The organism is Bradyrhizobium sp. UFLA05-112 (genome assembly GCF_053572325.1).
The window spans coordinates 23,211-45,081 of the sequence record NZ_JBANBK010000061.1 but is presented as its reverse complement, the minus strand read 5'-3'; the positions used below and the strand labels follow the sequence as shown (position 1 = coordinate 45,081).

Here is a 21,871-nt window from a genome sequence, read left to right as displayed (position 1 = left end):
CCTTTGCCCACCCTACGTATTCACCGGTCGCGGCTCACACCATCATCATGACGGGATTTTCGATGAGCTGCTTGAACGCGCCGATCAGCTCGGCGCCGAGCGCGCCATCGATGGCGCGGTGGTCGCAGGACAGCGTCACGCTCATCATCTGTGCGATCTCGATCTTGCCGCTCCGCACCACAGGCCGCTCCTCGCTGGTGCCGACCGCAAGGATCGTCGCATGCGGTGGGTTGATCACCGCGGTGAAGTCCTTGATGCCGAACATGCCGAGGTTCGATACCGCGGTGGTGCCGCCCTGGTACTCCTCAGGCTTCAGCTTGCGCGAGCGCGCGCGGGTCGCAAAATCCTTCATCTCGTTGGAGATGGTGGACAGCGTCTTGGTCTCTGCCTTGCGGATGATCGGCGTGATCAGGCCGCCGGGCATTGCCACCGCGACACCGACGTCGGAATGGTGGTGCTTGACCATGCCGGATTCGGTCCAGCTCACATTGCAGTTCGGGATCTTCTGCAGCGCGACCGCCATCGCCTTGATGACGAAATCGTTGACCGAGATCTTGTAGAGCGGCTTCTTCTCCTTGTCCTTTGGAGCTGCCGCGTTGATCTCCTCGCGCGCGACCAGAAGCTTGCCGATATCGCAGTCGATCGTGAGATAGAAGTGTGGGACGTTCTGGATCGACGCGGTCAGGCGCTGCGCGATGGTGCGGCGCATGCCGTCATGCGGGACGATGTCGTAGGAGCCCGGCTCGAACAGCGCCAGGATCTGCTTGTCCGACATGGTCGGCGCGATTGACGGTCCAGCGGACGGCGCCGCTGCCGGCGCCTTCAGGCCCTTGCCGGACTTGGCCTGCTCGACGTCGCGCGCGACGACACGTCCGTGCGGGCCGGTGCCGGTGACCATCGCGATCTGGATCCCCGCATCCTTGGCAAGACGGCGCGCCAGCGGCGAGGAGAACACGCGGCCGCCTTGGCCGTTGGTTTGCGCAGCCGGTGCCGCAGGAGCAGCAGCGGGAGGCGGTGCCGCCGTCGACGGAGCCGGTGCGGGGGCTGGGGCGGCAGCCGGTGCTTCCGCGGCTTTCGGCGGCGCAGCCGACGCGGCGGGCTTGGCAGCGCCCGCGGCCTTCACGTCCTCGCCCTCGCCGGCAAGCACGGCGATGACATCGTTGACCGGTACGTCTTGCGTACCCTCGGGCACCAGGATCTTGGCGATCGTGCCTTCATCGATCGCCTCGACCTCCATGGTGGCCTTGTCGGTCTCGATCTCGGCGATGACGTCGCCGGATTTGACCTTGTCGCCCTCTTTCTTCAGCCACTTGGCGAGGTTGCCCTTCTCCATCGTTGGCGAGAGAGCGGGCATCAGGATGTTGATGGGCATGCTGACCTCACGAAGAACTTCTCAAAACGTCGTCTCCCGACCCACCGGAAGACGAACAGACCAGGATTAGTTACCGATGTCGCCCTGCCACAGGCGCTCATTGGCGGGATTGGAACGCCACGTTTTCATCATGGCGATGGAGCGGTCGTCGGCAAGATCGATCCAGGGGATGCCGAGCTTGTCGAGAATATTTTTGGAGCCAGGGAAGGCCTCGGCCTCGCCGATCGCCTCCAGCATGACATCGCAGTGATGGGATTCGATCGCCACGCTCAGTGCCCCTTCTGACCGCGCGGCGTCGTGGTGCCGAGATCGGTCGGACGCTCGATCTCGGCCTCGAACATGTCGAGGATCCGGCCGAGCGCATCCTCCTCGCTCATCTCGCTCTCGCGCGCGTAGGCGCGCGCGGCATGACGAGCGAGATCGACGAGCAAGAGGCCCCACATGTCAGGCTCCTCGAAGGCACGCTGGAACGCCATCGACAGCCCGCCGTCGAGCACGAACACGCGCAAAATCTCGATCGCGTCCTCGCGTCCAATCACGTCAGGCGGAAGTGGCTGTTCCTTGGGCCCTGCCATGGTCTACCTGTAGCAGACGGCTTTGGCGGCCTCGACCACTTCGGCTGCCGAGGGCAGCGCGAGCTTCTCCAGGTTCGCTGCGTAGGGCATCGGCACGTCCTTACCCGAAACGCGTGTCACCGGCGCGTCCAGGTAGTCGAAGGCGTGCTCCATGATGCGCGCTGCGATCTCGGCGCCGACGCCGCTCTGGGCCCAGCCCTCCTCCACCGTGACGGCACGGCCGGTCTTCTTCACGGAGTTGATGAAGGTCTCGGTGTCCATCGGTCGCAGCGTGCGCAGGTCGATCACCTCGGCCTCGATGCCGTCCTTGGCGAGTTCATCCGCCGCTTTCAGCGCATAGGTCATACCGTTCGACCACGAGATGATCGTGACGTGGCTGCCGGAGCGCACGATGCGCGCCTTGCCGATCGGGATCACGTAGTCGTCGAGCTTCGGCACTTCGCCGGTGTGGCCATAGAGAACTTCGTTCTCGAGGAAGATCACCGGATTGGGATCGCGGATCGCGGCCTTGAGCAGGCCCTTGGCATCCGCGGCCGAATACGGCGCGATCACCTTGAGGCCCGGAATGTGCGAGTACCAGGAGGAGTAATCCTGGCTATGCTGGGCGGCGACGCGCGCGGCGGCACCGTTGGGACCGCGGAACACGATCGAGCAACCCATCTGGCCGCCGGACATATAGAGCGTCTTGGCGGCGGAGTTGATGATCTGGTCCATCGCCTGCATGGCGAAGTTGAAGGTCATGAACTCGACGATCGGCTTCAACCCGGCCATCGCGGCGCCGACGCCGATGCCGGCAAAGCCATGCTCGGTGATCGGTGTGTCGATGACGCGCTTGGCGCCGAATTCCTGCAAGAGGCCCTGCGTGATCTTGTAGGCGCCCTGATATTCCGCAACCTCTTCGCCCATCACGAAGACGTCGCCGTCACGCCGCATCTCCTCGGCCATGGCATCGCGCAAGGCTTCGCGGACGGTCTGCTTCACCATCTCAGTGCCGGCGGGCACCTCGGGATCGGGCTCGGCAACAGCTTGCGGCGCGGAAGGCGCCGCTGATTTCGGCGCAGGCGCCTCGGCCTTAGCCGCGGCGGGCGGCGCGGACTCGGCGGCCTTGGCAGGCGCGGGCGCCTTCGCCAGATCAGCGGCGCTCTCGCCATCGGCAAGAATCGTCGCGATCGGCGTATTCACGGCGACATCCGCCGTGCCTTCGGGGATCAGGATCTTGCCGAGCGTACCCTCATCGGTCGCCTCGACCTCCATGGTCGCCTTGTCGGTCTCGATCTCGGCAATCACGTCGCCCGACTTGATCGTCTCGCCCTCTTTTTTCAGCCATTTGGCGAGGTTGCCCTTTTCCATCGTGGGCGACAGCGCGGGCATCAGCACTTGAATTGGCATATCGACTCCAAAAGAAAGCTTGCGCGCTATTAGCGGTAAACGTCGGTCCAGAGCTCGGACACATCCGGCTCGGGATCATGCTGGGCAAAGTCGGCGGAGGCATTGACGATGTCGCGGACCTCGGCGTCGATCGCCTTGAGGTCCTGCTCGCTCACCTTGGCGGCCAGGAGGCGGTTGCGCACCTGCTCGATCGGGTCCTGGTCGTGACGGACCTTCTCGACCTCCTCGCGCGTACGGTATTTTGCAGGGTCCGACATCGAGTGGCCGCGGTAGCGGTAGGTTTGCATCTCCAGGATCACCGGGCCCTTGCCGGCGCGGCACCATGCGACCGCCTCGTCAGCCGCAGCCTTCACCGCACGGACATCCATGCCGTCGACCTGATGACCGGGGATGTTGAAGGACAGGCCGCGCTTGGAGAAATCCTGCTGCGCCGAGGCGCGCGACACCGCCGTGCCCATGGCGTAGCGGTTGTTCTCGATGACGAAGATCACCGGCAGCTTCCAGAGCTCCGCCATGTTGAAGCTCTCATAAACCTGGCCCTGGTTCGCCGCTCCATCGCCGAAATAGGTAATGGCGACGTTGTCGTTGCCGCGATAGTGGTTGGCGAAAGCGAGCCCCGCACCGAGCGAGACCTGGGCGCCGACGATGCCGTGGCCGCCGTAAAACTTCTTCTCCACGCTGAACATGTGCATGGAGCCGCCCTTGCCCTTGGAATAGCCGCCGCGGCGTCCGGTGAGCTCGGCCATGACGCCCTTGGCCTCCATGCCGGTGGCGAGCATATGGCCGTGGTCGCGATAGCCGGTGATGACCTGGTCGCCGTCCTTCAGCGCCATCTGCATGCCGACCACCACGGCCTCCTGGCCGATATAGAGGTGGCAGAAGCCGCCGATCGCACCCATGCCATAGAGCTGGCCGGCCTTCTCCTCGAATCGCCGGATCAGGAGCATGTCGCGGAGCGCCTTGAGCTCCTGCTCTCTGGTGAATTCCGGGGGCGAGCCGCCGTTGGTCTTGTCCTGCGCTGCGCTTGCGGCGGCTTTCTTGGGTGCGGCCATAGGAATTCCGGGTCAGAGAAAACTAAGCCCTCTCTAACCTAACTCAATCGCGCGCGAAAGCACCGCGGCGACATCGCGCGATATTCATTATGCCGCACTGCAACGTGACCGAAATATTGCAAAATCTTTGGCGCCGATCGGGCAACAATTGCTCCCCCCGGGCTCTGCCTCACCAGCCGAGCTCACGCAGATAGGCCGCGCGGGCGTCAACTCCGGTATGCGTGAAATCGGTAAAGACCCCATCCACGCCGAGACGAAAGAACTTGAGATATTCGAGGCTTGCGTCGCCGTGATAGTCGCCAGCCAGATACTTCTTCTCGTTTCGGAAAGTGAAGACGTGCACGAACAGGCCGAGCTTGTGCGCGTCGGCAACGAGGCTGGTCGCTTCCTGCGTCGAAGCCTCCGGCGTCGATCCCTTGTAGGGCGAGCCATCGGCGTTGCTGTCCTTCCACGGCGAAATCTTGAGCGGCACGATATATGGCTTCCACGGACCAATGCCGTCGGCATAGGTCTTGATCTCCGCAAGGCCCTCAGGGGTCACCATCGCATCGTACAAGCGCGCGTCACCCGACACCGTCCAGTCGAACGGACGCGAATTGGTGATGTTGTTGTTGAGGACCTTGCCGGCTTTGAAGTCGACACCGTTGCCATCGATGAGCTGGACCTGCCGCGTCTCCAGGCCATGGCTGCGCATATATTTCAGGCTACCGGGCTCGAAGCTCTGGACGAAGATGGGGGCGTCCTTCGAGTTGAGACCGTTGTCCTTGATGATCTTGATCAGGGCATCCTCGAGCGGATGGCTGCCGGGCGCACCACAGCCATTGGCGATTGCCTGCGCATTGTTCCAGGTCGGATTCTTGGTTTCCGGATAGACGGTGATGGTACGCCCCGTCTCCTTGCTCTTGGCCTTGGCGATGTCGATGATGTCCTGGAAGCTGATGATCGGGAACTTGCCGTTGAAGACCTTCGGCCTTTCGTTGGCCGCATCATAGGTGGTGCCGGCAATCCAGTCCTTCAGCTCGGCCATCGTGAAGTCGGTGATCGACCAGTCATTGGCATGGTCTTCGCCATCCACGATCAGCGATTTCAGCACCGATTTGGGGTCGGCCGGATCGGTGAGATCCGTGAGGTAGTCAGCAGGCGTGCTGGGGGAAGATGGGGCCTTGACGCGCACGCCGGGGATCGTGCGCTTGCGGGCCGCAACCGCCGGATTGGTCTTCGCCACCTCGGCAACGTTGGTATTGTCGTTCAGCCAGGGATTGTGACGTGCGACCAGGATACAATCCTTGGTCAGGTGCAGGTCCTCCTCGAGCGCGTCGGTTCCGAGGGCTGCTGCAAGGTCATACGATGCCTCGGTCTCTTCAGGCACCAGCCCCGGCAGGCCGCGATGCCCGAGGATCAGTGGCGGCTTGCCGTCGAGCGTCGGAACGGGCTTGGCGCCGGCTGGCGCCGAGCCGGCCTGCGCGAAGGCCATCGAGGGCGGGAGGAACGCCAAAGCGGCCGCACCGAGCAACATCGCGCCAACATGCATCTTCCGCGTTGAACGAACGTTCTTCATGGCCAAGCCTCCGTCTTTTGCCTAGCATCGCTTCGAATGCCGAAAGGGCCGAGCTGAATAGCTCGGCCCTTCGTCTTGTCTCAGTTCTCTGACAGGCGGATGACGGAAGCGGCGCCGCGTGGCGCCGCCCCGTCTCGATCAGAAGAAGCCGAGCTTCTTCGGGCTGTAGCTGACCAGGAGGTTCTTGGTCTGCTGATAGTGATCGAGCATCATCTTGTGGGTCTCGCGGCCGACACCTGATTGCTTGTAGCCGCCGAACGCCGCATGTGCGGGATAGGCGTGGTAGCAGTTGGTCCAGACCCGGCCTGCCTGGATGGCGCGGCCGAAGCGGTAGCAGCGATTGGCATCGCGGCTCCAGACACCGGCCCCCAAGCCATAGAGCGTATCGTTGGCGATCGCGAGCGCCTCGTCATCCGTCTTGAAGGTCGTGACCGACACGACGGGGCCGAAGATCTCCTCCTGGAAGATCCGCATCTTGTTGTGGCCCTGGAACACCGTCGGCTGGACGTAATAGCCGCCCGAAAGATCGCCGCCGAGGCTGGCGCGGCCACCGCCAGCCAGGACCTTCGCCCCTTCCTTCTTGCCGATGTCGATATAGGAAAGAATTTTCTCCAACTGCTCGCCCGAGGCCTGGGCACCGATCATGGTGTCCGCGGCACGAGGATCGCCCTGCTTGATGGCGGCGACGCGCTTCAGCGCCCGCTCCATGAAGCGGTCGTAGATGTCCTCATGAACCAGCGCACGGCTTGGACAGGTGCAGACCTCGCCCTGGTTCAGCGCGAACATCACGAAGCCTTCGATCGCCTTGTCGAAGAAATCGTCGTCTTCCGCGGTGACGTCCTTGAAGAAGATGTTCGGCGATTTGCCGCCGAGCTCGAGCGTAACGGGAATGAGGTTCTGGGCGGCATATTGCATGATCAGCCGGCCCGTCGTGGTCTCGCCTGTGAAGGCGATCTTGGCGATGCGTGGGCTGGACGCGAGCGGCTTGCCGGCCTCGAGGCCAAAGCCGTTGACGATGTTGAGCACGCCGGGCGGCAACAGGTCGCCTACGATCTCGGCCCAGACCATGATCGAGGCTGGCGTCTGCTCGGCCGGTTTCAGCACCACGCAATTGCCGGCGGCAAGCGCAGGCGCGAGCTTCCAGCACGCCATCAGCAACGGGAAGTTCCAGGGGATGATCTGACCGACGACGCCGAGCGGCTCGTGGAAATGATAGGCGATGGTGTCGTGATCGATCTCGCCGATCGAGCCTTCCTGGGCACGAACGACGCCAGCGAAATAGCGGAAGTGATCGATCGCGAGCGGCAGGTCGGCGGCGCGGGTTTCGCGGATCGGCTTGCCGTTGTCCCAGGTCTCGGCGATTGCGAGCCGCTCGAGGTTCTCTTCCATGCGATCGGCGATCCGGTTCAAGATCGCGGCGCGCTCGGCAACGCTCGTGCTGCCCCAGGCAGCCTTGGCAGCATGCGCCGCATCGAGCGCTGCTTCGACGTCCTGGTGATCGGAGCGCGCGATCTTGCAGACGACCTGCCCGTTCACGGGCGAGGCGTTGTCAAAATACTTGCCGGATTGTGGGGCGACGAATTTGCCGCCGATGAAATTGTCGTACTTCGCGGCGAAAGGCACTTGTGCGACGTTGACGAATTCAACCTTGTTCATGTTCACTCCCGATGTTGCTGTTTGCACGATCGTCGTGTGCTCACGACTTGCGCAGACGATGAAGCGGGAGGCGTCTTCTGTCAGCCCGGGGCGAAGCGATGACGGAGGCGACCTGTCGCAGTTCTGCGACAGGAGATGCAGTCGCACAGGATGCAGCCACACATACCGACCTCATCCTGAGGGGCGCGTCTTAGCGCGCGTCTCGAAGGATGGCCGCGGGCGACAATCGGGCCTGCATGGTTCGAGACGCCTGCTTCGCAGGCTCCTCACTATGAGGAATTTAGCTATGAATGCGGGGACGAAATCGCAGCTCAGTGCTTCAGTTCGAAGCGCCTGAGCTTTCGGTGCAGCGTGGCGCGACTGACGCCGAGAGCCTTGGCGGCCGCGGAAACGTTGCCGCCCGCGCGCAACAGCGCCCGCTGCAATACTGCGCGCTGGCCACCGGCGAGGTGGTCGCGCGCTGCATCGCCACCGAGAAGATCGGCTGCGGGCACCGGCTGCAACGGGCGGCCGGGCGCGATCCCAAGTCCGACCCGGGCGGACCTTGTCGCACCTATCACGAGATCATCCGCATCGACCGCGACGAGACCGCCGCAATGGCCGTCGGCTGACGGCGTCAGCACGATGCGGGCATGGGCAAAGGCTTTACGGAATAAGTCGGCCTCGATGCGTTTTGCCGCCTCGCCCACGGCAAGTGCGATCAGGTTGGCGAAGGCGTCGGTGCGGTCGGCACGGCAGGAGGAGACGTCGAGCACGCCGGCCAGCATCCCGTCATGATCGTAGATCGGGACAGCGGTGCAGCTCAGAAGCGTGTTGCGCGTGAAGAAATGTTGGTCGCGGTCGATGGTCAGAGGCCGCTGCTCGACGAGGCAGGTGCCGATGCCGTTGGTGCCCTCGTGCTCCTCGCTCCAGAGCGCGCCGGTCCACAGGCCCCAGGATTGGAACGTGGAATCGTCGGCCGGCGTGCCACGGCGATCGACCGGGGTGCCCTCGCGGTCGGCAAGCAGCACGCAGCAGCCGGCAGCGCCGACCGCCTGATAGAGCCGGTCCATCGCACCTTGAGCGGCCGACAGCAGCGGCGCGACGCGACCGCGCGCATGGTATAGCTCGGCCTCGGTGAGGCGGATCGGCGGCCTGCGGCCCGAGGGATCGAGATGATGCAATCGCGAGGAACGGCACCACGAGGCCACGAGCGCGGAGCGTGCCGCCTGGCCTGACGCGATGGCGGCCTCGACGCGAGCCGCGTGATGCGGGTGCATTTGCCCATTCATCACTGTTTCCTCCGGATGGCAGTGTAGATTCTGCCGGCGCAGTCCGATTGATCTGCGTCAATCCTCAAGTGCAGCGTGCAAGAAGGCATGAACCTCCGGCACTGCAGTCGTCAAGGCGAGAGCGCGCCCCACAATTACGACCTTCGACATAGGCGGCCGGCCCTGCTGAGGATCAGCAGAAGCTTCGATCTCGAGAATGTGCGGACGAACTAGTTCGAATTGTTCATCCGCACGAGGTCGTGCGGATTGACGAACTGGAGCTGGAATCGCGCGCGCTCGTCCAGCATGTCGGGGTCGATCTTTTCCGAGCGCAACAGCGACACCCGCTGCTCGCCCTCGGCGCGCTCGCGCTTCAGCCGAGCAAGTTCGCCCGTCAACGCGATGATCTCCTGGTCGAGCTCTTGGCGGGCGTTGAGACCGTATTTGCCGGTGTAGGCGTTGATGCCGAAATAGCCGACGATCGCGGCCGCCATGGTGTAGAGGGCAAGGCCGGTCAGGATCGACTTCAGGCGCGCACGGGTGACCATGTCCGGCAACATGGGACAGGTTGGTTAAGGGAGTGCTAATCCCCTGCCCAGCCCACCCGATGGTGTCTGTTGTCCACCCGGAGTGCGATCGGTCAAATTGGGCAGAATCTCACCGGGCGTCATGCCCGGCCTTGTGCCGGGCATCCACGTCTTCGTCGATCCAACAAGGCCGTGGATGGCCGGGACAAGCCCGGCCATGACGGAGAGTTGGACACGCGCTCGGAGTGTGGGGCCTAGTCGATCAGCCCTGGTGCTTGGCGACGTGCGCGGCGAAGGCGTCGATGTACTGCTGGAGTACGGTCTTCAGCGAGTCCTTGATCAGGTTGCCGGCGGGGTCGAAGGCATCGCCGACGGCGTTCAGATAGGTCTCGGGCTGCTGCAGGATCGGGCCCGCGATGCCCGGCAGGATATTCTGCAACGTTTTCGCAGCACTGACTCCGCCCTGCGGGCCCGGCGAGTTGGAGATGATGCCGACCGGCTTGCCGTTGAGCGAGCTCTTGCCATAGGGCCGCGAGGCAACGTCAATGGCGTTCTTCAGGACGCCCGGGATTGCGCGGTTGTATTCAGGAGTCACGAACAGAACGCCGTTCGACTTCTGGAGCTTTTCGCGGAAAGCCAGCCAGTCGGCAGGCGGCGCGCTCTCGAGGTCCTGGTTGAAGAACGAGATACCCGCCGGCGTGATGACCTCGAGCGTGAGGGATGCCGGCGCGAGCTTTGCGAGCGCGTTGGCGATCTTGAGCGAAAAGCTCTCCTTGCGCAGGCTGCCGGCGATCGTGACGATGTTGTAGGCCATGGTTGTCCTTGAACCTCTAAGCGGGAAACGAGCCCGCGCACTTAATCCGTCTCGGCGAGATGATGCAAGTGCATGAACCGTTTCGGTTTGGAAACGCTGGGTTTCGCAAAAGCGATCGGTCGTCCCAAAACAATCGGGCCGCCAAACGGCGGCCCGACCAACCGACGCGAAGAACTGAACCGATCAGATCGTCGGATTCCAGGCCGACGGGACCAGGCGATATTTGGCGCCGTCCTTCTCGACGTGGCCGACCGACGGGAAGGTGAAGTGGAAGCCGACCACCGTCGCCTTCTCCGCTACCGCCATGTCGTAGAACTTGTGGCGTGTCTGCTGCGCGAGAGCACCATCGGTGTCGAAGGCAACGTGCCAATCCGGATTGCGCAGGAACAGCTCGGGAATGTTGGTGACGTCGGACTGGATCAGAACCTTGGCATTGCCCGACGCGACGGCGAATGAGGTGTGCCCGGGCGTATGGCCGGGCGTTCCGATCGAGGTGATGCCGGGCGCAACCTCCTTGCCCCAATCATACTTCGTCACCTTGGATTCAAGACCGGCAAAGGTCTTCTTCACGTTGGCGAAGTAGTTCTTCATCATTTCGTTGGACTGGGCCTTGGCGGCGTTCTCGTCGCTCGTCCAGAAGTCCCATTCCTTGGCCGGCACCATCAACTCTGCATTCGGGAAGGCCACAGCTCCGTCCGCGAGCCGAACGCCGTTGGTGTGGTCGGGATGAAGGTGAGAGAACAGCACGACATCGATGCTCTTCGGGTCGACGCCTGCGGCCGCAAGGTTCTGAAGAGTCCGGCCGACCGCACCCTTGCTCGCCTCGAAATTCGCAACACCGTTACCGGTGTCGATCAGCACCAGCTTGCTGCCGGTGTTGATGAGCTGCGGGTTGAACGGGATCGTGACCATGCCCTTCGGCATGTAGGCGGCGTCGGCGGCGGCGAGCGCCTCCTCCTTCGGAACGTTGGTGACGAACTTGTCGGGCATCGGGAAGGTGCGCGCCCCGTCATTGATCGAGGTGCATTCGTAGGAACCGACCTTGTAGCGATAGAAGCCCGGCGCCTGGGCTCCGCTTTGCGGCACTGCCGCATTGGCTGGCGTGGTTCCCAGGCGCGACAAGCTCGCCGCGCCAATGGCGGCGGCGCCGGCAAGCAGGTGACGGCGGTTGAGTTCGGTCATGGGAATGTCCCCTTCTGAGCGTTGCGGTTTTTTCCGCTTTCAATTGCGGCGGGAATGTTCTCCCGCCTTGCTCAGAAGGCAAGACCTTCTTTGGTCACGCTCGCGTCGGCGTTCACGCAAATTTATTTGGGTTGATGAGGAATTTTTCGCCGGTCGCCCGTTTGGCGTACACCGCAATGTTGGCCGGATCGAGCGCCTCTGGAAGCGACACGACCTTGGTGTAGTGGCTGGCGAACGTCGTCTTCAATTCGCTCGCGACACGCTGGCGCAGCCGTCCGATCTCGGCTGGCCCGATCTTCTGGAGGAACGGGGTCAGCAGCCAGCCGCCGACGCCCCAGGCCATGCCGAAGCCGGGCGGCAGCTCGATCGGCCGCGTGTCGAGCATGCCGTAAACATAGACCTGCTTGTGCACGCTGGAACCATAGCGGCTGTACTCCTTGGCTGTCTTGTTGATCGCAACTTCCATGCACCTCAGGATGTTGCCGGCGAGCCTGCCGCCGCTGATGGCATCGAAGGCGATGGTGGCGCCGGTCTCGACCAGCGCATTGGTGAGATCCTCGAGGAAGCTCGGCGCGGTGGAATCGACGACGTGCTTGGCGCCGATCTTGTGCAGGATGTCGGCCTGCTCCTTGCTGCGCACGATGTTGACCAGCGGGATGCCGTCCTTGATGCAGATCTTGTTCAGCATCTGCCCGAGATTGGAGGCGGCCGCCGTGTGCACCAGCGCCTTGTGGCCCTCGCGCCGCATCGTCTCGGTCATGCTGAGCGCGGTGAGCGGGTTGACGAACCAGGACGCGCCCTCCGCCGCCGTCGTGCCCTCAGGCAGCGGCTGGCAGTCCCTCGCCTTCAAGGTGCGGTACTGCGCGTACATCGCGCCGCCGATCATCGAGACCGTCTTGCCCATCAGCGCCTTCGCGGCGTCAGACGAGCCGGTCCTGATGACGACACCGGCGCCCTCATTGCCAACCGGCAACGATTGGTCGAGCCGCGCCCCCATAGCCCGCATCGCGGCGTCAGGCATCTTGGCGGTGATGACCGGGGCTTCCTTCGTGCCCGACGCCTTCGCGGTGCTCATGTCGGCTGCGCCGACGAGGAGGCCGAGATCCGACGGGTTGATCGGGGTCGCCTCGACGCGGACGACGACCTCGTCCTCGGCAGGCTCGGGGGTCGGCACGTCGACGAGCGAGATCTCGAGCTCGCCGCTTTTCTTGATCAGCGAACGCAACTGAAGTCCGTTTCTGCCGTCGCTCATGTCGACCTCCCCTTTTTCAGTTCGTTGACTACGCCAGCGCCTTCAGCGCCGCCTTGCCGGGATAGACGGCCTGCTTGCCGAGCTGCTGCTCGATGCGCAGAAGCTGGTTGTATTTGGCGGTGCGATCCGAACGCGCAAGGGAGCCTGTTTTGATCTGGCCGCAATTGGTGGCGACCGCGAGATCGGCGATGGTGGAATCCTCGGTCTCGCCGGAGCGGTGCGACATGACGGAGGTGTAGCCAGCCTTGTGCGCCATCTCGACGGCAGCGAGCGTCTCGGTCAGCGTGCCGATCTGGTTGACCTTGATCAGGATAGAGTTGGCGCGGCCCGCCTTGATGCCCTCGGACAGGCGCTTGACGTTGGTGACGAAGAGATCGTCGCCGACGAGCTGGCACTTCTTGCCGATGAGATCGGTCAGCTCCTTCCAGCCGTCCATGTCGTCCTCCGACATGCCGTCCTCGATGGTGACGATCGGATAGCGCGACACGAGGTCGGCGAGATACTTGGCCTGCTCGGAGATCGAGCGGGTCTTGCCCTCGCCTTCATAGACGTATTTGCCGTTCTTGAAGAACTCGGTCGAGGCGCAGTCGAGCCCGAGCACGACGTCGGAGCCCGCCTTGAAGCCGGCCTTGCCGATCGCGTTCATGACGAATTCGAGCGCAGCGTCCGCCGACGGCAGGTTCGGCGCGAAGCCGCCTTCGTCGCCGACATTGGTGTTGTGGCCGGCCTTCTTCAGTTCGGACTTCAGCGTGTGGAATACTTCCGCGCCGTAGCGCAGACCTTCGGCGAAGCTCGTGGCGCCGACCGGCAGGATCATGAACTCCTGGAAGTCGATCGGGTTGTCGGCATGCACGCCGCCATTGATGATGTTCATCATCGGGACCGGCAGGACCCGAGCGGAAGTGCCGCCGACGTAACGATAGAGCGGCATGTCGAGCGATTGCGCGGCCGCCTTCGCGCTGGCCAGCGAGACTCCGAGGATGGCATTGGCGCCGAGACGGCTCTTGTTCGGCGTGCCGTCGAGATCGATCATGACCTGGTCGATCTGGACCTGGTGCTCGACATCCATGCCGCTGAGCGCCTCATAGATCTCGCCGTTGACGGCGCCGACGGCCTTCGAGACGCCCTTGCCGAGGTAGCGAGCCTTGTCGCCATCGCGCAGCTCCACCGCCTCATGGGCGCCGGTCGAGGCGCCCGAGGGCACCGCGGCGCGGCCGAGCGAGCCGTCTTCCAATACGACGTCGACCTCGACGGTCGGATTGCCGCGGCTATCGAGAATTTCGCGGCCGATGATGTCGACAATGGCGGTCATGATGCGCTTCCGTTCGTTAGAGCTGTCAGTTCGCGGGGGCGTATTACACGGAGCGCAAGCAAATGTGAACGCTTGGGCGCTCGCCTTCGACTGACGCTTGAAGAGCAGCGGACTAAGCTTGACGCCACTTGATCTGCGCGTCCAACCTCCATCTGAAACAGTCGGGGTAACGCCATGAATCGCCGCCAGTTTCTCGTCTCCGGCGCCGCCGTCCTCGCAATCCGCCCAGCTTTTGCGCAAGAGGGCCCGTTCCGCACGAAATATTTCCCGATCAGCCCCGGCATCGGCCTGCACGACCTCACGCCCGCCCCCGACGGCACGATCTGGTTCACCGCGCAAGGCAAGGGCATGCTCGGCAAGCTCGATCCCAGGGACGGATCGTTCAAAACCGTGAACCTCGGCCAGGGTGCAGCCCCGCATGGCGTGACCATCGGCCCGGATGGCGCGCCGTGGATCACCGAGGGCGGCCAGAACGCGATCGCTCGGGTCGACCCGGACGATCTCAAGGTCACGCTGTTCCGCCTGCCCGAAAAGTTCGCTTACGCCAATCTCAACACCGGCGTGTTCGACAAGGCCGGCACCTATTGGTTCACCGGCCAGTCCGGCTATTACGGCCGGCTCGTGCCGAAATCCGGCGAGATGACGGTGTTCAAGGCGCCGAAGGGCGTCGGGCCTTATGGCATCACCGTGACGCCCAGGGGCGACGTCTGGTACGCCTCGCTTGCCGGCAGCTACATCGCGAAGATCGATCTTGCGACCGGCAACGCCAGCGTCGTGCAGCCGCCGACGCCGAATGCCGGTTCGCGGCGCGTCTGGTCGGATTCGAAGAGCCGGATCTGGGCCAGCGAGTGGAACAGCGGGCACGTATCCATGCACGATCCCGCCGACGGTTCGTGGAAGACCTGGAAGCTGCCGGGCGAGCATCCCCGCGCCTATGCGGTTTTCGTCGATGACAAGGACAAGGTCTGGCTCTCCGATTTCTCGGCCAATGCGATCGTCCGCTTCGATCCCGCGACCGAGAAGTTCAACGTCTTCGCCAGCGACAAGCCAAACGCCAACGTTCGCCAGCTCGATGGGCGGCCGGGTGAGCTGTGGGGTTGCGAGTCCGGCAACGACCGGATCGTCATGATCCAGACGGTTGCCACTGGTTGACGGCGACGACAATTGCGTCCATCTCGACGTCCGAAAAGGACGATAGACGATGGCGAAAAAACCTCTCCAGCTCGGCCGCGCGGTCGAATGGCCGCACACACCCGAAGAAGCCCAGCTCGACCGCGTGCCCAATCCGCAAAAAAGCACCGACTATCTGGTACGCTTCACCGTGCCGGAATTCACCTCGATCTGCCCGGTCACGGGACAGCCGGATTTCGCGCATCTCGTGATCGACTACGCACCGGGCCAGTGGCTGCTGGAGTCGAAGTCACTCAAACTTTATGTCGCGAGCTTCCGCAATCACGGCGCCTTCCACGAGGACTGCACCGTGATGATCGGCAAGCGCATCGCATCCGAGATCAAGCCGAAATGGATCCGGATCGGCGGCTACTGGTATCCCCGCGGCGGCATCCCGATCGACGTGTTCTGGCAGACCGGCCGCGTGCCAAAGGGCCTGTGGGTGCCCGAGCAAGGCGTTGCGCCGTATCGCGGGCGGGGTTAGCGGTTGGTCGGCCGCGTTTTCCGCGGCTTCGGTTTTGATGTCCCCTTGGGCGCCGCGTGCTCTCGCTTCAAAGCGACCCGACGCGCCGCCTCCAGCGCAGATCGCGCCCACGTAACGAGTTCGTCGGGATCGTCGAATAGCCGCTCCGGCGCCCGCCAGAAAGCGAGATCGATGGTGCCGCCCTTCTTCTCGTAATTCAGCGGTGGAAACGCTTCCGCCTCCTTCAGAGCATTGCGGTTGCCATCATCGACGCGGAAGTAAAGCGTATCGTCTCTTACCATCCCCAGCATGACGCCATCGCAGAAGACGCCTGTCTTGCCGAACATGCGCCGCACCGTGATGCGTCCGAGTGGCGCGAGCTGCTCGCGCAGAAACTCTATCAAGCTATAGCTGGCAACAATGATGCTCCCTCAGGGGAGTGCTATGTTAGCGCCGCAATGCGCCCGATCAAACGCGCGCATCCGCCGGCGCGCGCTGCTTGAGCAGCCGGGCGCAGACCAGGCCCAGCACCACCATGATCCCGGCGCTCGCAAACAGCGTCGTCCCCTTGCCGCCATGCGCAAGCCCGAAGCCATAGGCGAGCGGGCCAACGGTCTGGCCCATGAAGAAGAAGAACGAGTGCAGCGACAGTGCGGTGGCACGCGCTTCGACCGAAAGCTCGCTGGCAAACACCTGAAGGCAGCCATGGGCCATGTAGAAGCCCCAGCCCATCACCACGAGGTTGAGCGTCTGGATTTCCCAGCGCGGACCGAACGCGACGGCGACGAGCTGCGAGGCCACCAGCACGGTGCCCGCGATCATCATGCCCTTGACGCCAAGCCGCGGCAGAAGGCGCGACACCGTCATGGTGTAGAACAACCCGCCGACCGCAAAGCCCGCGATGACGATGCCGGCAACGGACAGCGAGGTCTCGCCGAGGTCGAACAGGAACGAGGCGATGTATGGAAACAGGCCGAGCACGCAGCAACCTTCGATGAACACGGCCGAGTAGCACACCGGCGCGTTCGGATTGGTGAAGATGGTGCGATAGCCGGTCTTCAGCGCTGAGAGGCTGGTCTTCGGTGGATGCTTGATCTTGGCGCCGCGGAAGCCGGCCGCGACCGCGACCGAAGCCACGATGACCAGCAGCCCTAACACGGCGAGCACACCGCGCCAGCCGAGGAAGTCGCCGATCAGGCCGGAGGCAGAGGCGCCCAGGAGATTGCCGGTCATGGCACCGGCAAGCGTTCGGCCGATCGCGATCTGCCGCTTTTCAGGTCCGACGAGTTCGCTGGTCAGGCTGAGCGCAATCGGAAACACGCCGCCGGAACCGATGCCGGCCAGGATGCGGGTGGCAAACAGCAGCGAGAACGAGGTCGAGAGCGCGCCGAGAATACTGGCAACACCCAGCACCGTAAGGCAGCCGATCATCAGCCGCGTCTTGCCGAAGAGATCGGCGGCGGCGCCGATCAATGGCTGGATGATCGCGAAAGTAAAGGCGAAGACCGCGGAGAAGCCCGCGGCGGTCGCGATGCTGACCTGAAAATCCTCGGCGATATGCGGCAGCACCGGATCGAGCGCCCGGGCCGAAAGCGCCGCAGCAAAGCTCGCCCCCGAGATGACGTAGAGCGCGGGCGGCAAGCCGTGATCGTGCGGCCGCGCCTGCCCTTGCGGCATCAGCGCGGATTCTTTGCGAGCGCGTCGAACGCCATCAGCGTGCGGATGAGTCCTTCGAACTCGCGCAGCGGCACCATGTTGGGTCCGTCCGACGGCGCACGGTCGGGATCGGGGTGCGTCTCGATGAACACGCCGGCGACGCCGACGGCGACCGCCGCGCGGGCCAGCACCGGCACGAACTCGCGCTCACCGCCGGAGGATGTGCCCTTCCCGCCCGGCTGCTGCACCGAATGCGTGGCATCGAAGATCACGGGCGCACCGGTGGTGCGCGCCAGGATCGGCAGCGCGCGCATATCGGAGACCAGCGTATTGTAGCCGAAGGAGGCGCCGCGCTCGGTGACGAGCACGTTGGGATTATTGGCGCTCGTGATCTTGGTCACGACATTGGCCATGTCCCAGGGTGCCAGAAACTGTCCCTTCTTGACGTTGACGACCTTGCCGGTGGCCGCGGCGGCCAGCAGGAGATCAGTCTGTCGGCACAGGAAGGCCGGGATTTGCAGGATGTCGACGGCCTGCGCGACATCGGCGCACTGCGCCGCCTCATGCACGTCGGTGAGAACCGGCAGGCCCAGCGAGGAACGGATCTCCGCGAAGATCGGCAGCGACCGCGCGAGGCCCAGCCCGCGCGCAGCCGACGCGCTCGTGCGGTTGGCCTTGTCGAAGGAGGTCTTGTAGACGAGGCCGATTTTCAAACGGGTTGCGATCTCCTTCAGAGCGGAGGCGACCTCCAGCGCATGCGCCCTGCTCTCGAGTTGGCACGGGCCGGCAATGATCGCGATCGGCAGATCATTACCGAACCTCACCGCCCCCAGATCAACCACCGCTGCTGCCGACTTGTCTGCGCTCAAGGCCAAATATCCCTGTTTCGGCGCGACCATAGCGGCGATAAGAGGCGGATCAACCCTATTCGGCCCGCCCCCTCGAATATCAGGGTTGCGAAGGCGGCGCGGCGAGGCCGACCGTCACTTCACCGCGGAAAAAGCGGTCGGCGCCAGGATCTGGCTGACGATATTGGCGACGATCTGGCCGTCTGCTTCCGTCTTGGCGCGCGCTTCGAGCCACTCCGGATCGGTCATGAATGCGGTCCATTTCGTCTCGCGATCTGCAAGCGAGTGCCAGGCCAGGAAATAGGTCAGCTCCTGGTTGGATTCGCCGATCAGCGTGGTGAAGAACCCGGCCTGCTTGATGCCGTGCTTCTCCCAGATTTTCAGCGTGATTGTGTCGAAGCGCTTGAGCAGCGCCGGCAGCCGGCCCGGCACGCAACGATACTGGCGCATTTCGTAGATCATTGGAGCTCACTCCCTGCATTGTTGTTCTTGCGGCAGGGAGTTGTCGCAACAATTTGCGCGCGCGTCAAAGGCTGGAGGTGCTTACACCAGCCGGCTCTGCTTCGCCGCCGCCTGAATGAAGGAGGCGAACAACGGATGCGGCTCGAAGGGCCGTGACTTCAGCTCGGGGTGGAACTGCACGCCGATGAACCAGGGGTGATCCTCGTATTCGACGATCTCCGGCAGCACGCCGTCGGGCGACAGGCCTGAGAACTTCAAACCGTGCTGCTCGAGGTGGTCCTTGTAGGCGGTGTTGACCTCGTAGCGGTGGCGATGGCGCTCGGAAATCTCGGTCGCACCGCCATAGATCTGCGAGACGCGGCTGCCGCGCGTGAGCGCTGCGGGATAGGCACCAAGCCGCATCGTGCCGCCGAGGTCTCCGGCCTGCGAGCGCTTCTCGAGCTCATTGCCGCGCAGCCATTCGGTCATCAGACCGACGAGCGGCTCCTTGGTCGGACCGAACTCGGTGGAGTTGGCCTCCTCGATGCCGACGAGATTTCGCGCAGCTTCGATCACCGCCATCTGCATGCCGAAGCAGATGCCGAAATAGGGCACGTCGCGCTCGCGCGCGAACTGCGCCGCCTTGATCTTGCCTTCGGCGCCGCGCTGGCCGAAGCCGCCGGGCACGAGGATTCCGTTGACGTGCTCGAGGAAGGGCGCGGGATCTTCCTTCTCGAAGATCTCGCTCTCGATCCAATCGAGATTGACCTTCACCTTGTTGGCGATGCCGCCGTGCGACAGTGCCTCGATCAGCGATTTATACGCATCCTTCATGCCGGTGTATTTGCCGACGATGGCGATAGTGACGTTGCCCTCGGGATTGCGGACACGCTCGTTGATCTGCTGCCAGCTTCGCAGCTCCGGTGGAATACGCGAGCCGATGCCGAAGGCGGCGAGCACTTCGTCGTCGAGGCCCGCGGCGTGATAGGCCTCGGGCACGGCGTAGATGTTGTCGACGTCGCGCGCCTCGATCACGGCGCTTTCGCGCACGTTGCAGAACAGCCCGAGCTTGCGGCGTTCTTCCTTCGGAATCTCGCGATCGGTGCGACAGAGCAGGATATCCGGCTGGATGCCGATCGAGCGCAGCTCCTTCACCGAATGCTGCGTCGGTTTCGTCTTGAGCTCGCCTGCGCTCGGTATGTACGGGAGCAGCGTGAGATGGATGTAGACGGCGTGATCGCGCGGCAGCTCGTTCCCAAGCTGGCGGATCGCTTCGAAGAACGGCAAACCTTCGATGTCGCCGACGGTGCCGCCGATCTCGACCAGCACGAAATCGTAGTCGTCATTGCCTGACAGCACGAACTCCTTGATGGCGTTCGTGACGTGCGGCACGACCTGGATCGTCGCGCCGAGATAATCGCCGCGGCGCTCCTTGGAGATGATGTCCTGATAGATGCGGCCCGTGGTGATGTTGTCGGCCTTGGTCGCCGGCCGCCCTGTGAAGCGCTCATAGTGACCGAGGTCGAGATCGGTCTCCGCGCCGTCATCGGTCACGAACACTTCGCCGTGCTGATACGGCGACATCGTTCCGGGATCGAGATTGAGATAGGGGTCGAGCTTGCGGAGGCGGACCTTGTAGCCCCGGGCTTGCAACAGAGCACCCAGTGCCGCTGAAGCCAAACCCTTGCCGAGCGAAGAAACCACGCCGCCGGTGATGAATATGTACCGCGCCATGGGACTTAACCTTTAATCCCCCGAACTCGATTCGCCAAAGCGATTCGCGTCCCGCCCCTAACAATTTGCGGGCCTGTGGGTGAGCCAGAACTGAGTGTGTTGCCAGAGCCTTGATGGGGATTGTTGATGCAGGACGCTAGGCGTCGTCCTGCATGGCCCCTCTGCTTTATTGCGAACGTGGCGCCTGCGGACCGGTGGGCGCCTGATTCTGCTGCTGCTCGTCCGCCTTCTTCAGCGTATCCAGGACGCCGCCCGAGGTCGGCGGCGCCACCGGAGCCGCACCACCGGCGGGCTGAGACTGCGACGCCGGCTGGCCAATAATCGAAGACGGCTTACGGTCGTACCCCGCATACCAGGACAGGAAGAGGCTGGTCAGGAAAAAACCGGCGGCCAGGATCGCGGTCGTGCGCGATAAGAGATTCGCGGTGCCGCGGCTCGACATGAAGCCTGCGCCTCCACCCATGCCGAGGCCGCCGCCTTCCGACTTCTGCAGCAGCACGGCGCCGATCATCACGGCGACGATCATGAGATGGATAACGATCACAACGGTCTGCATGGTACCCTTCCGTCACAAGCGGGTAGCGCCGGTGCCGGCAGCCATCGCGCTTTGCGGGTTTTCCTGAAGTTGCGCGGTGTTACACGATCAGGACCGGCATTGCCACCCCCCATCGGTCCGGACTCCGCGTTGAGCCGCCTTGCGCTTTGCCGCTTAGCTGAGGGCAGCCCTTGTTAGCTAAGGGCAGCCTTGGGCAATCGCAAGGAAATCGGCCGCCTTGAGGCTGGCACCGCCGACCAGCGCGCCGTTGACGTTTTTGACCGCCATCAGCTCGGCCGCGTTCGACGGCTTGACCGAGCCGCCATAGAGGATGCGCATCTTCTCCCCCTCGTCCCTGAACCGGGAGATCAGCAGTTCCCGGATAAAGCCATGAATCTGCTCGACATCCTTGGCCGTGGGGGTCAGGCCCGTGCCGATCGCCCAGACCGGCTCATAGGCCACGACCAGATTGTCCGCTTTTGAGCCGTCCGGCAGCGACAGGTTGAGCTGGCCGCGCAGGACATCCAGGGTCTGTCCGGCATCACGTTGGCCCTGCGTCTCGCCGACGCAGACGATCGCGATTACCCCTGCCCGCCAGGCCGCCTCGGCCTTCTGCCGCACCAATTCATCGCTCTCGCCGTGGTCGGCGCGGCGCTCGGAATGACCGACGATGATGGCGGAAGCGCCCGCATCCATCAGCATTTCCGCCGCGATATCGCCCGTATGGGCACCGGAGGCCTTAGGGTGGCAATCCTGCGCACCGACGGCGACCTTCTTGCCGACCGCCTTGGCGGCAAAGGCCGCAATCAGCGTCGCCGGCGGACACACCAGGAGATCCGCCTTGGCGGCGACCTCTGCCGCGCCGGTGAGCATGGCGTCGAATTCGGCAGCGGAGGCCTTGAGGCCGTTCATCTTCCAGTTTCCGGCAATCAGCGGTCGGATGGCGTCTGTCATGTGCATATTCCAGCGAAATGAGGTCTGGCATGCGCTAGCAGACCGGGCGTCCCAGTTCCAGAGACCCGCCCTGTTAACACAGCTTAAGGGAGCGGCAGGTTGCGGGGGGAAAGCCGCCACTTTATGATGCC

General features: G+C 63.7%; 22 protein-coding genes. 2 read left to right on the top strand and 20 right to left on the bottom strand.

Going from position 1 to position 21,871, the window contains the following annotated elements:
• Positions 1-34: 34 nt before the first annotated feature.
• The 13 genes from SO180_RS29485 to eno all read right to left on the bottom strand — a co-directional run bounded on the left by SO180_RS29485 (position 35) and on the right by eno (position 13,939).
• Positions 35-1,372: a pyruvate dehydrogenase complex dihydrolipoamide acetyltransferase gene (locus tag SO180_RS29485; protein ID WP_449382337.1), complete on the bottom strand. Its 1,338-nt coding sequence runs from the start codon at positions 1,370-1,372 to the stop codon at positions 35-37.
• A 66-nt stretch (positions 1,373-1,438) separates the two neighbouring features.
• Positions 1,439-1,639 (bottom strand): hypothetical protein, encoded by a 201-nt coding sequence (locus SO180_RS29480; RefSeq protein WP_449382336.1) that lies wholly within the window; start codon positions 1,637-1,639, stop codon positions 1,439-1,441.
• A 2-nt stretch (positions 1,640-1,641) separates the two neighbouring features.
• A complete protein-coding gene (locus SO180_RS29475) occupies positions 1,642-1,947 on the bottom strand; it encodes a DUF5076 domain-containing protein (protein WP_449382335.1) in 306 nt (101 codons plus the stop codon).
• Between the two features lie 3 nt (positions 1,948-1,950).
• Positions 1,951-3,336, bottom strand: coding sequence for a pyruvate dehydrogenase complex E1 component subunit beta (locus SO180_RS29470; protein WP_449382334.1), 1,386 nt, complete (start codon positions 3,334-3,336; stop codon positions 1,951-1,953).
• Positions 3,337-3,365: 29 nt separating this feature from the next.
• Entirely contained in the window at positions 3,366-4,388 is a 1,023-nt protein-coding gene (gene pdhA / locus SO180_RS29465) for a pyruvate dehydrogenase (acetyl-transferring) E1 component subunit alpha (protein ID WP_449382333.1), read from the bottom strand.
• Positions 4,389-4,557: 169 nt separating this feature from the next.
• Complete coding sequence (locus SO180_RS29460; RefSeq protein ID WP_449382332.1) at positions 4,558-5,946, bottom strand: glycerophosphodiester phosphodiesterase family protein; 1,389 nt, start codon at positions 5,944-5,946, stop codon at positions 4,558-4,560.
• 138 nt (positions 5,947-6,084) lie between these two features.
• Positions 6,085-7,602, bottom strand: coding sequence for an aldehyde dehydrogenase (gene adh / locus SO180_RS29455; protein ID WP_449382331.1), 1,518 nt, complete (start codon positions 7,600-7,602; stop codon positions 6,085-6,087).
• Between the two features lie 311 nt (positions 7,603-7,913).
• The gene (locus SO180_RS29450; protein WP_449382330.1) at positions 7,914-8,873 is read right to left on the bottom strand and encodes a helix-turn-helix domain-containing protein; all 960 of its coding nucleotides are present in this window, start codon (positions 8,871-8,873) and stop codon (positions 7,914-7,916) included.
• Positions 8,874-9,082: 209 nt separating this feature from the next.
• The gene (locus SO180_RS29445; protein WP_449382345.1) at positions 9,083-9,400 is read right to left on the bottom strand and encodes an FtsB family cell division protein; all 318 of its coding nucleotides are present in this window, start codon (positions 9,398-9,400) and stop codon (positions 9,083-9,085) included.
• A gap of 241 nt (positions 9,401-9,641) precedes the next feature.
• Positions 9,642-10,193 (bottom strand): NADPH-dependent FMN reductase, encoded by a 552-nt coding sequence (locus tag SO180_RS29440; RefSeq protein WP_449382329.1) that lies wholly within the window; start codon positions 10,191-10,193, stop codon positions 9,642-9,644.
• A 183-nt stretch (positions 10,194-10,376) separates the two neighbouring features.
• Entirely contained in the window at positions 10,377-11,375 is a 999-nt protein-coding gene (locus tag SO180_RS29435) for an MBL fold metallo-hydrolase (RefSeq protein ID WP_449382328.1), read from the bottom strand.
• 112 nt (positions 11,376-11,487) lie between these two features.
• A complete protein-coding gene (locus SO180_RS29430; protein ID WP_449382327.1) occupies positions 11,488-12,627 on the bottom strand; it encodes a zinc-binding dehydrogenase in 1,140 nt (379 codons plus the stop codon).
• A gap of 28 nt (positions 12,628-12,655) precedes the next feature.
• A complete protein-coding gene (eno, locus tag SO180_RS29425) occupies positions 12,656-13,939 on the bottom strand; it encodes a phosphopyruvate hydratase (protein ID WP_449382326.1) in 1,284 nt (427 codons plus the stop codon).
• 174 nt (positions 13,940-14,113) lie between these two features.
• Here eno and SO180_RS29420 point away from each other — a divergent pair, with 174 nt between their 5' ends.
• Together SO180_RS29420 and queF are read left to right on the top strand one after the other, a co-directional pair.
• The gene (locus SO180_RS29420; RefSeq protein ID WP_449382325.1) at positions 14,114-15,091 is read left to right on the top strand and encodes a Vgb family protein; all 978 of its coding nucleotides are present in this window, start codon (positions 14,114-14,116) and stop codon (positions 15,089-15,091) included.
• A gap of 49 nt (positions 15,092-15,140) precedes the next feature.
• Positions 15,141-15,593, top strand: coding sequence for a preQ(1) synthase (queF, locus tag SO180_RS29415; protein WP_449382324.1), 453 nt, complete (start codon positions 15,141-15,143; stop codon positions 15,591-15,593).
• Here queF and SO180_RS29410 read toward each other — a convergent pair.
• The 7 genes from SO180_RS29410 to tpiA all read right to left on the bottom strand — a co-directional run bounded on the left by SO180_RS29410 (position 15,590) and on the right by tpiA (position 21,740).
• Entirely contained in the window at positions 15,590-15,976 is a 387-nt protein-coding gene (locus tag SO180_RS29410; protein WP_449382323.1) for a TfoX/Sxy family protein, read from the bottom strand. The two genes, queF and SO180_RS29410, sit on opposite strands and share 4 nt — an antisense overlap.
• 64 nt (positions 15,977-16,040) lie before the next feature.
• Positions 16,041-17,249 carry an MFS transporter gene (locus SO180_RS29405; protein WP_449382322.1) on the bottom strand — a complete coding sequence of 403 codons (1,209 nt, stop codon included), beginning with the start codon at positions 17,247-17,249 and terminating at the stop codon, positions 16,041-16,043.
• On the bottom strand, positions 17,249-18,097 hold the full coding sequence (gene kdsA / locus SO180_RS29400; RefSeq protein WP_449382321.1) for a 3-deoxy-8-phosphooctulonate synthase: 849 nt from the start codon (positions 18,095-18,097) through the stop codon (positions 17,249-17,251). The genes SO180_RS29405 and kdsA overlap by 1 nt, the downstream gene beginning before the upstream one ends.
• Positions 18,098-18,211: 114 nt before the next feature.
• On the bottom strand, positions 18,212-18,538 hold the full coding sequence (locus SO180_RS29395; protein WP_449382320.1) for an NIPSNAP family protein: 327 nt from the start codon (positions 18,536-18,538) through the stop codon (positions 18,212-18,214).
• Positions 18,539-18,619: 81 nt separating this feature from the next.
• Positions 18,620-20,251: a CTP synthase gene (locus tag SO180_RS29390; protein WP_449382319.1), complete on the bottom strand. Its 1,632-nt coding sequence runs from the start codon at positions 20,249-20,251 to the stop codon at positions 18,620-18,622.
• Positions 20,252-20,417: 166 nt separating this feature from the next.
• Positions 20,418-20,807 carry a preprotein translocase subunit SecG gene (gene secG, locus SO180_RS29385; RefSeq protein WP_449382318.1) on the bottom strand — a complete coding sequence of 130 codons (390 nt, stop codon included), beginning with the start codon at positions 20,805-20,807 and terminating at the stop codon, positions 20,418-20,420.
• A gap of 177 nt (positions 20,808-20,984) precedes the next feature.
• Positions 20,985-21,740 carry a triose-phosphate isomerase gene (gene tpiA / locus SO180_RS29380; protein ID WP_449382317.1) on the bottom strand — a complete coding sequence of 252 codons (756 nt, stop codon included), beginning with the start codon at positions 21,738-21,740 and terminating at the stop codon, positions 20,985-20,987.
• Between the last annotated feature and the right edge of the window lie 131 nt (positions 21,741-21,871).

Excerpts from the sequence above, each read along its gene's own strand:
- SO180_RS29485 (WP_449382337.1), bottom strand. The coding sequence starts at position 1,372 with ATGCCCATCAACATCCTGATGCCCGCTCTCTCGCCAACGATGGAGAAG.
- SO180_RS29475 (WP_449382335.1), bottom strand. The coding sequence starts at position 1,947 with ATGGCAGGGCCCAAGGAACAGCCACTTCCGCCTGACGTGATTGGACGC.
- SO180_RS29470 (WP_449382334.1), bottom strand. The coding sequence starts at position 3,336 with ATGCCAATTCAAGTGCTGATGCCCGCGCTGTCGCCCACGATGGAAAAG.
- pdhA (WP_449382333.1), bottom strand. The coding sequence starts at position 4,388 with ATGGCCGCACCCAAGAAAGCCGCCGCAAGCGCAGCGCAGGACAAGACC.
- SO180_RS29460 (WP_449382332.1), bottom strand. The coding sequence starts at position 5,946 with ATGAAGAACGTTCGTTCAACGCGGAAGATGCATGTTGGCGCGATGTTG.
- adh (WP_449382331.1), bottom strand. The coding sequence starts at position 7,602 with ATGAACAAGGTTGAATTCGTCAACGTCGCACAAGTGCCTTTCGCCGCG.
- SO180_RS29450 (WP_449382330.1), bottom strand. The coding sequence starts at position 8,873 with ATGAATGGGCAAATGCACCCGCATCACGCGGCTCGCGTCGAGGCCGCC.
- SO180_RS29445 (WP_449382345.1), bottom strand. The coding sequence starts at position 9,400 with ATGGTCACCCGTGCGCGCCTGAAGTCGATCCTGACCGGCCTTGCCCTC.
- SO180_RS29440 (WP_449382329.1), bottom strand. The coding sequence starts at position 10,193 with ATGGCCTACAACATCGTCACGATCGCCGGCAGCCTGCGCAAGGAGAGC.
- SO180_RS29435 (WP_449382328.1), bottom strand. The coding sequence starts at position 11,375 with ATGACCGAACTCAACCGCCGTCACCTGCTTGCCGGCGCCGCCGCCATT.
- SO180_RS29430 (WP_449382327.1), bottom strand. The coding sequence starts at position 12,627 with ATGAGCGACGGCAGAAACGGACTTCAGTTGCGTTCGCTGATCAAGAAA.
- eno (WP_449382326.1), bottom strand. The coding sequence starts at position 13,939 with ATGACCGCCATTGTCGACATCATCGGCCGCGAAATTCTCGATAGCCGC.
- SO180_RS29420 (WP_449382325.1), top strand. The coding sequence starts at position 14,114 with ATGAATCGCCGCCAGTTTCTCGTCTCCGGCGCCGCCGTCCTCGCAATC.
- queF (WP_449382324.1), top strand. The coding sequence starts at position 15,141 with ATGGCGAAAAAACCTCTCCAGCTCGGCCGCGCGGTCGAATGGCCGCAC.
- SO180_RS29405 (WP_449382322.1), bottom strand. The coding sequence starts at position 17,249 with ATGCCGCAAGGGCAGGCGCGGCCGCACGATCACGGCTTGCCGCCCGCG.
- SO180_RS29395 (WP_449382320.1), bottom strand. The coding sequence starts at position 18,538 with ATGATCTACGAAATGCGCCAGTATCGTTGCGTGCCGGGCCGGCTGCCG.
- SO180_RS29390 (WP_449382319.1), bottom strand. The coding sequence starts at position 20,251 with ATGGCGCGGTACATATTCATCACCGGCGGCGTGGTTTCTTCGCTCGGC.
- secG (WP_449382318.1), bottom strand. The coding sequence starts at position 20,807 with ATGCAGACCGTTGTGATCGTTATCCATCTCATGATCGTCGCCGTGATG.
- tpiA (WP_449382317.1), bottom strand. The coding sequence starts at position 21,740 with ATGACAGACGCCATCCGACCGCTGATTGCCGGAAACTGGAAGATGAAC.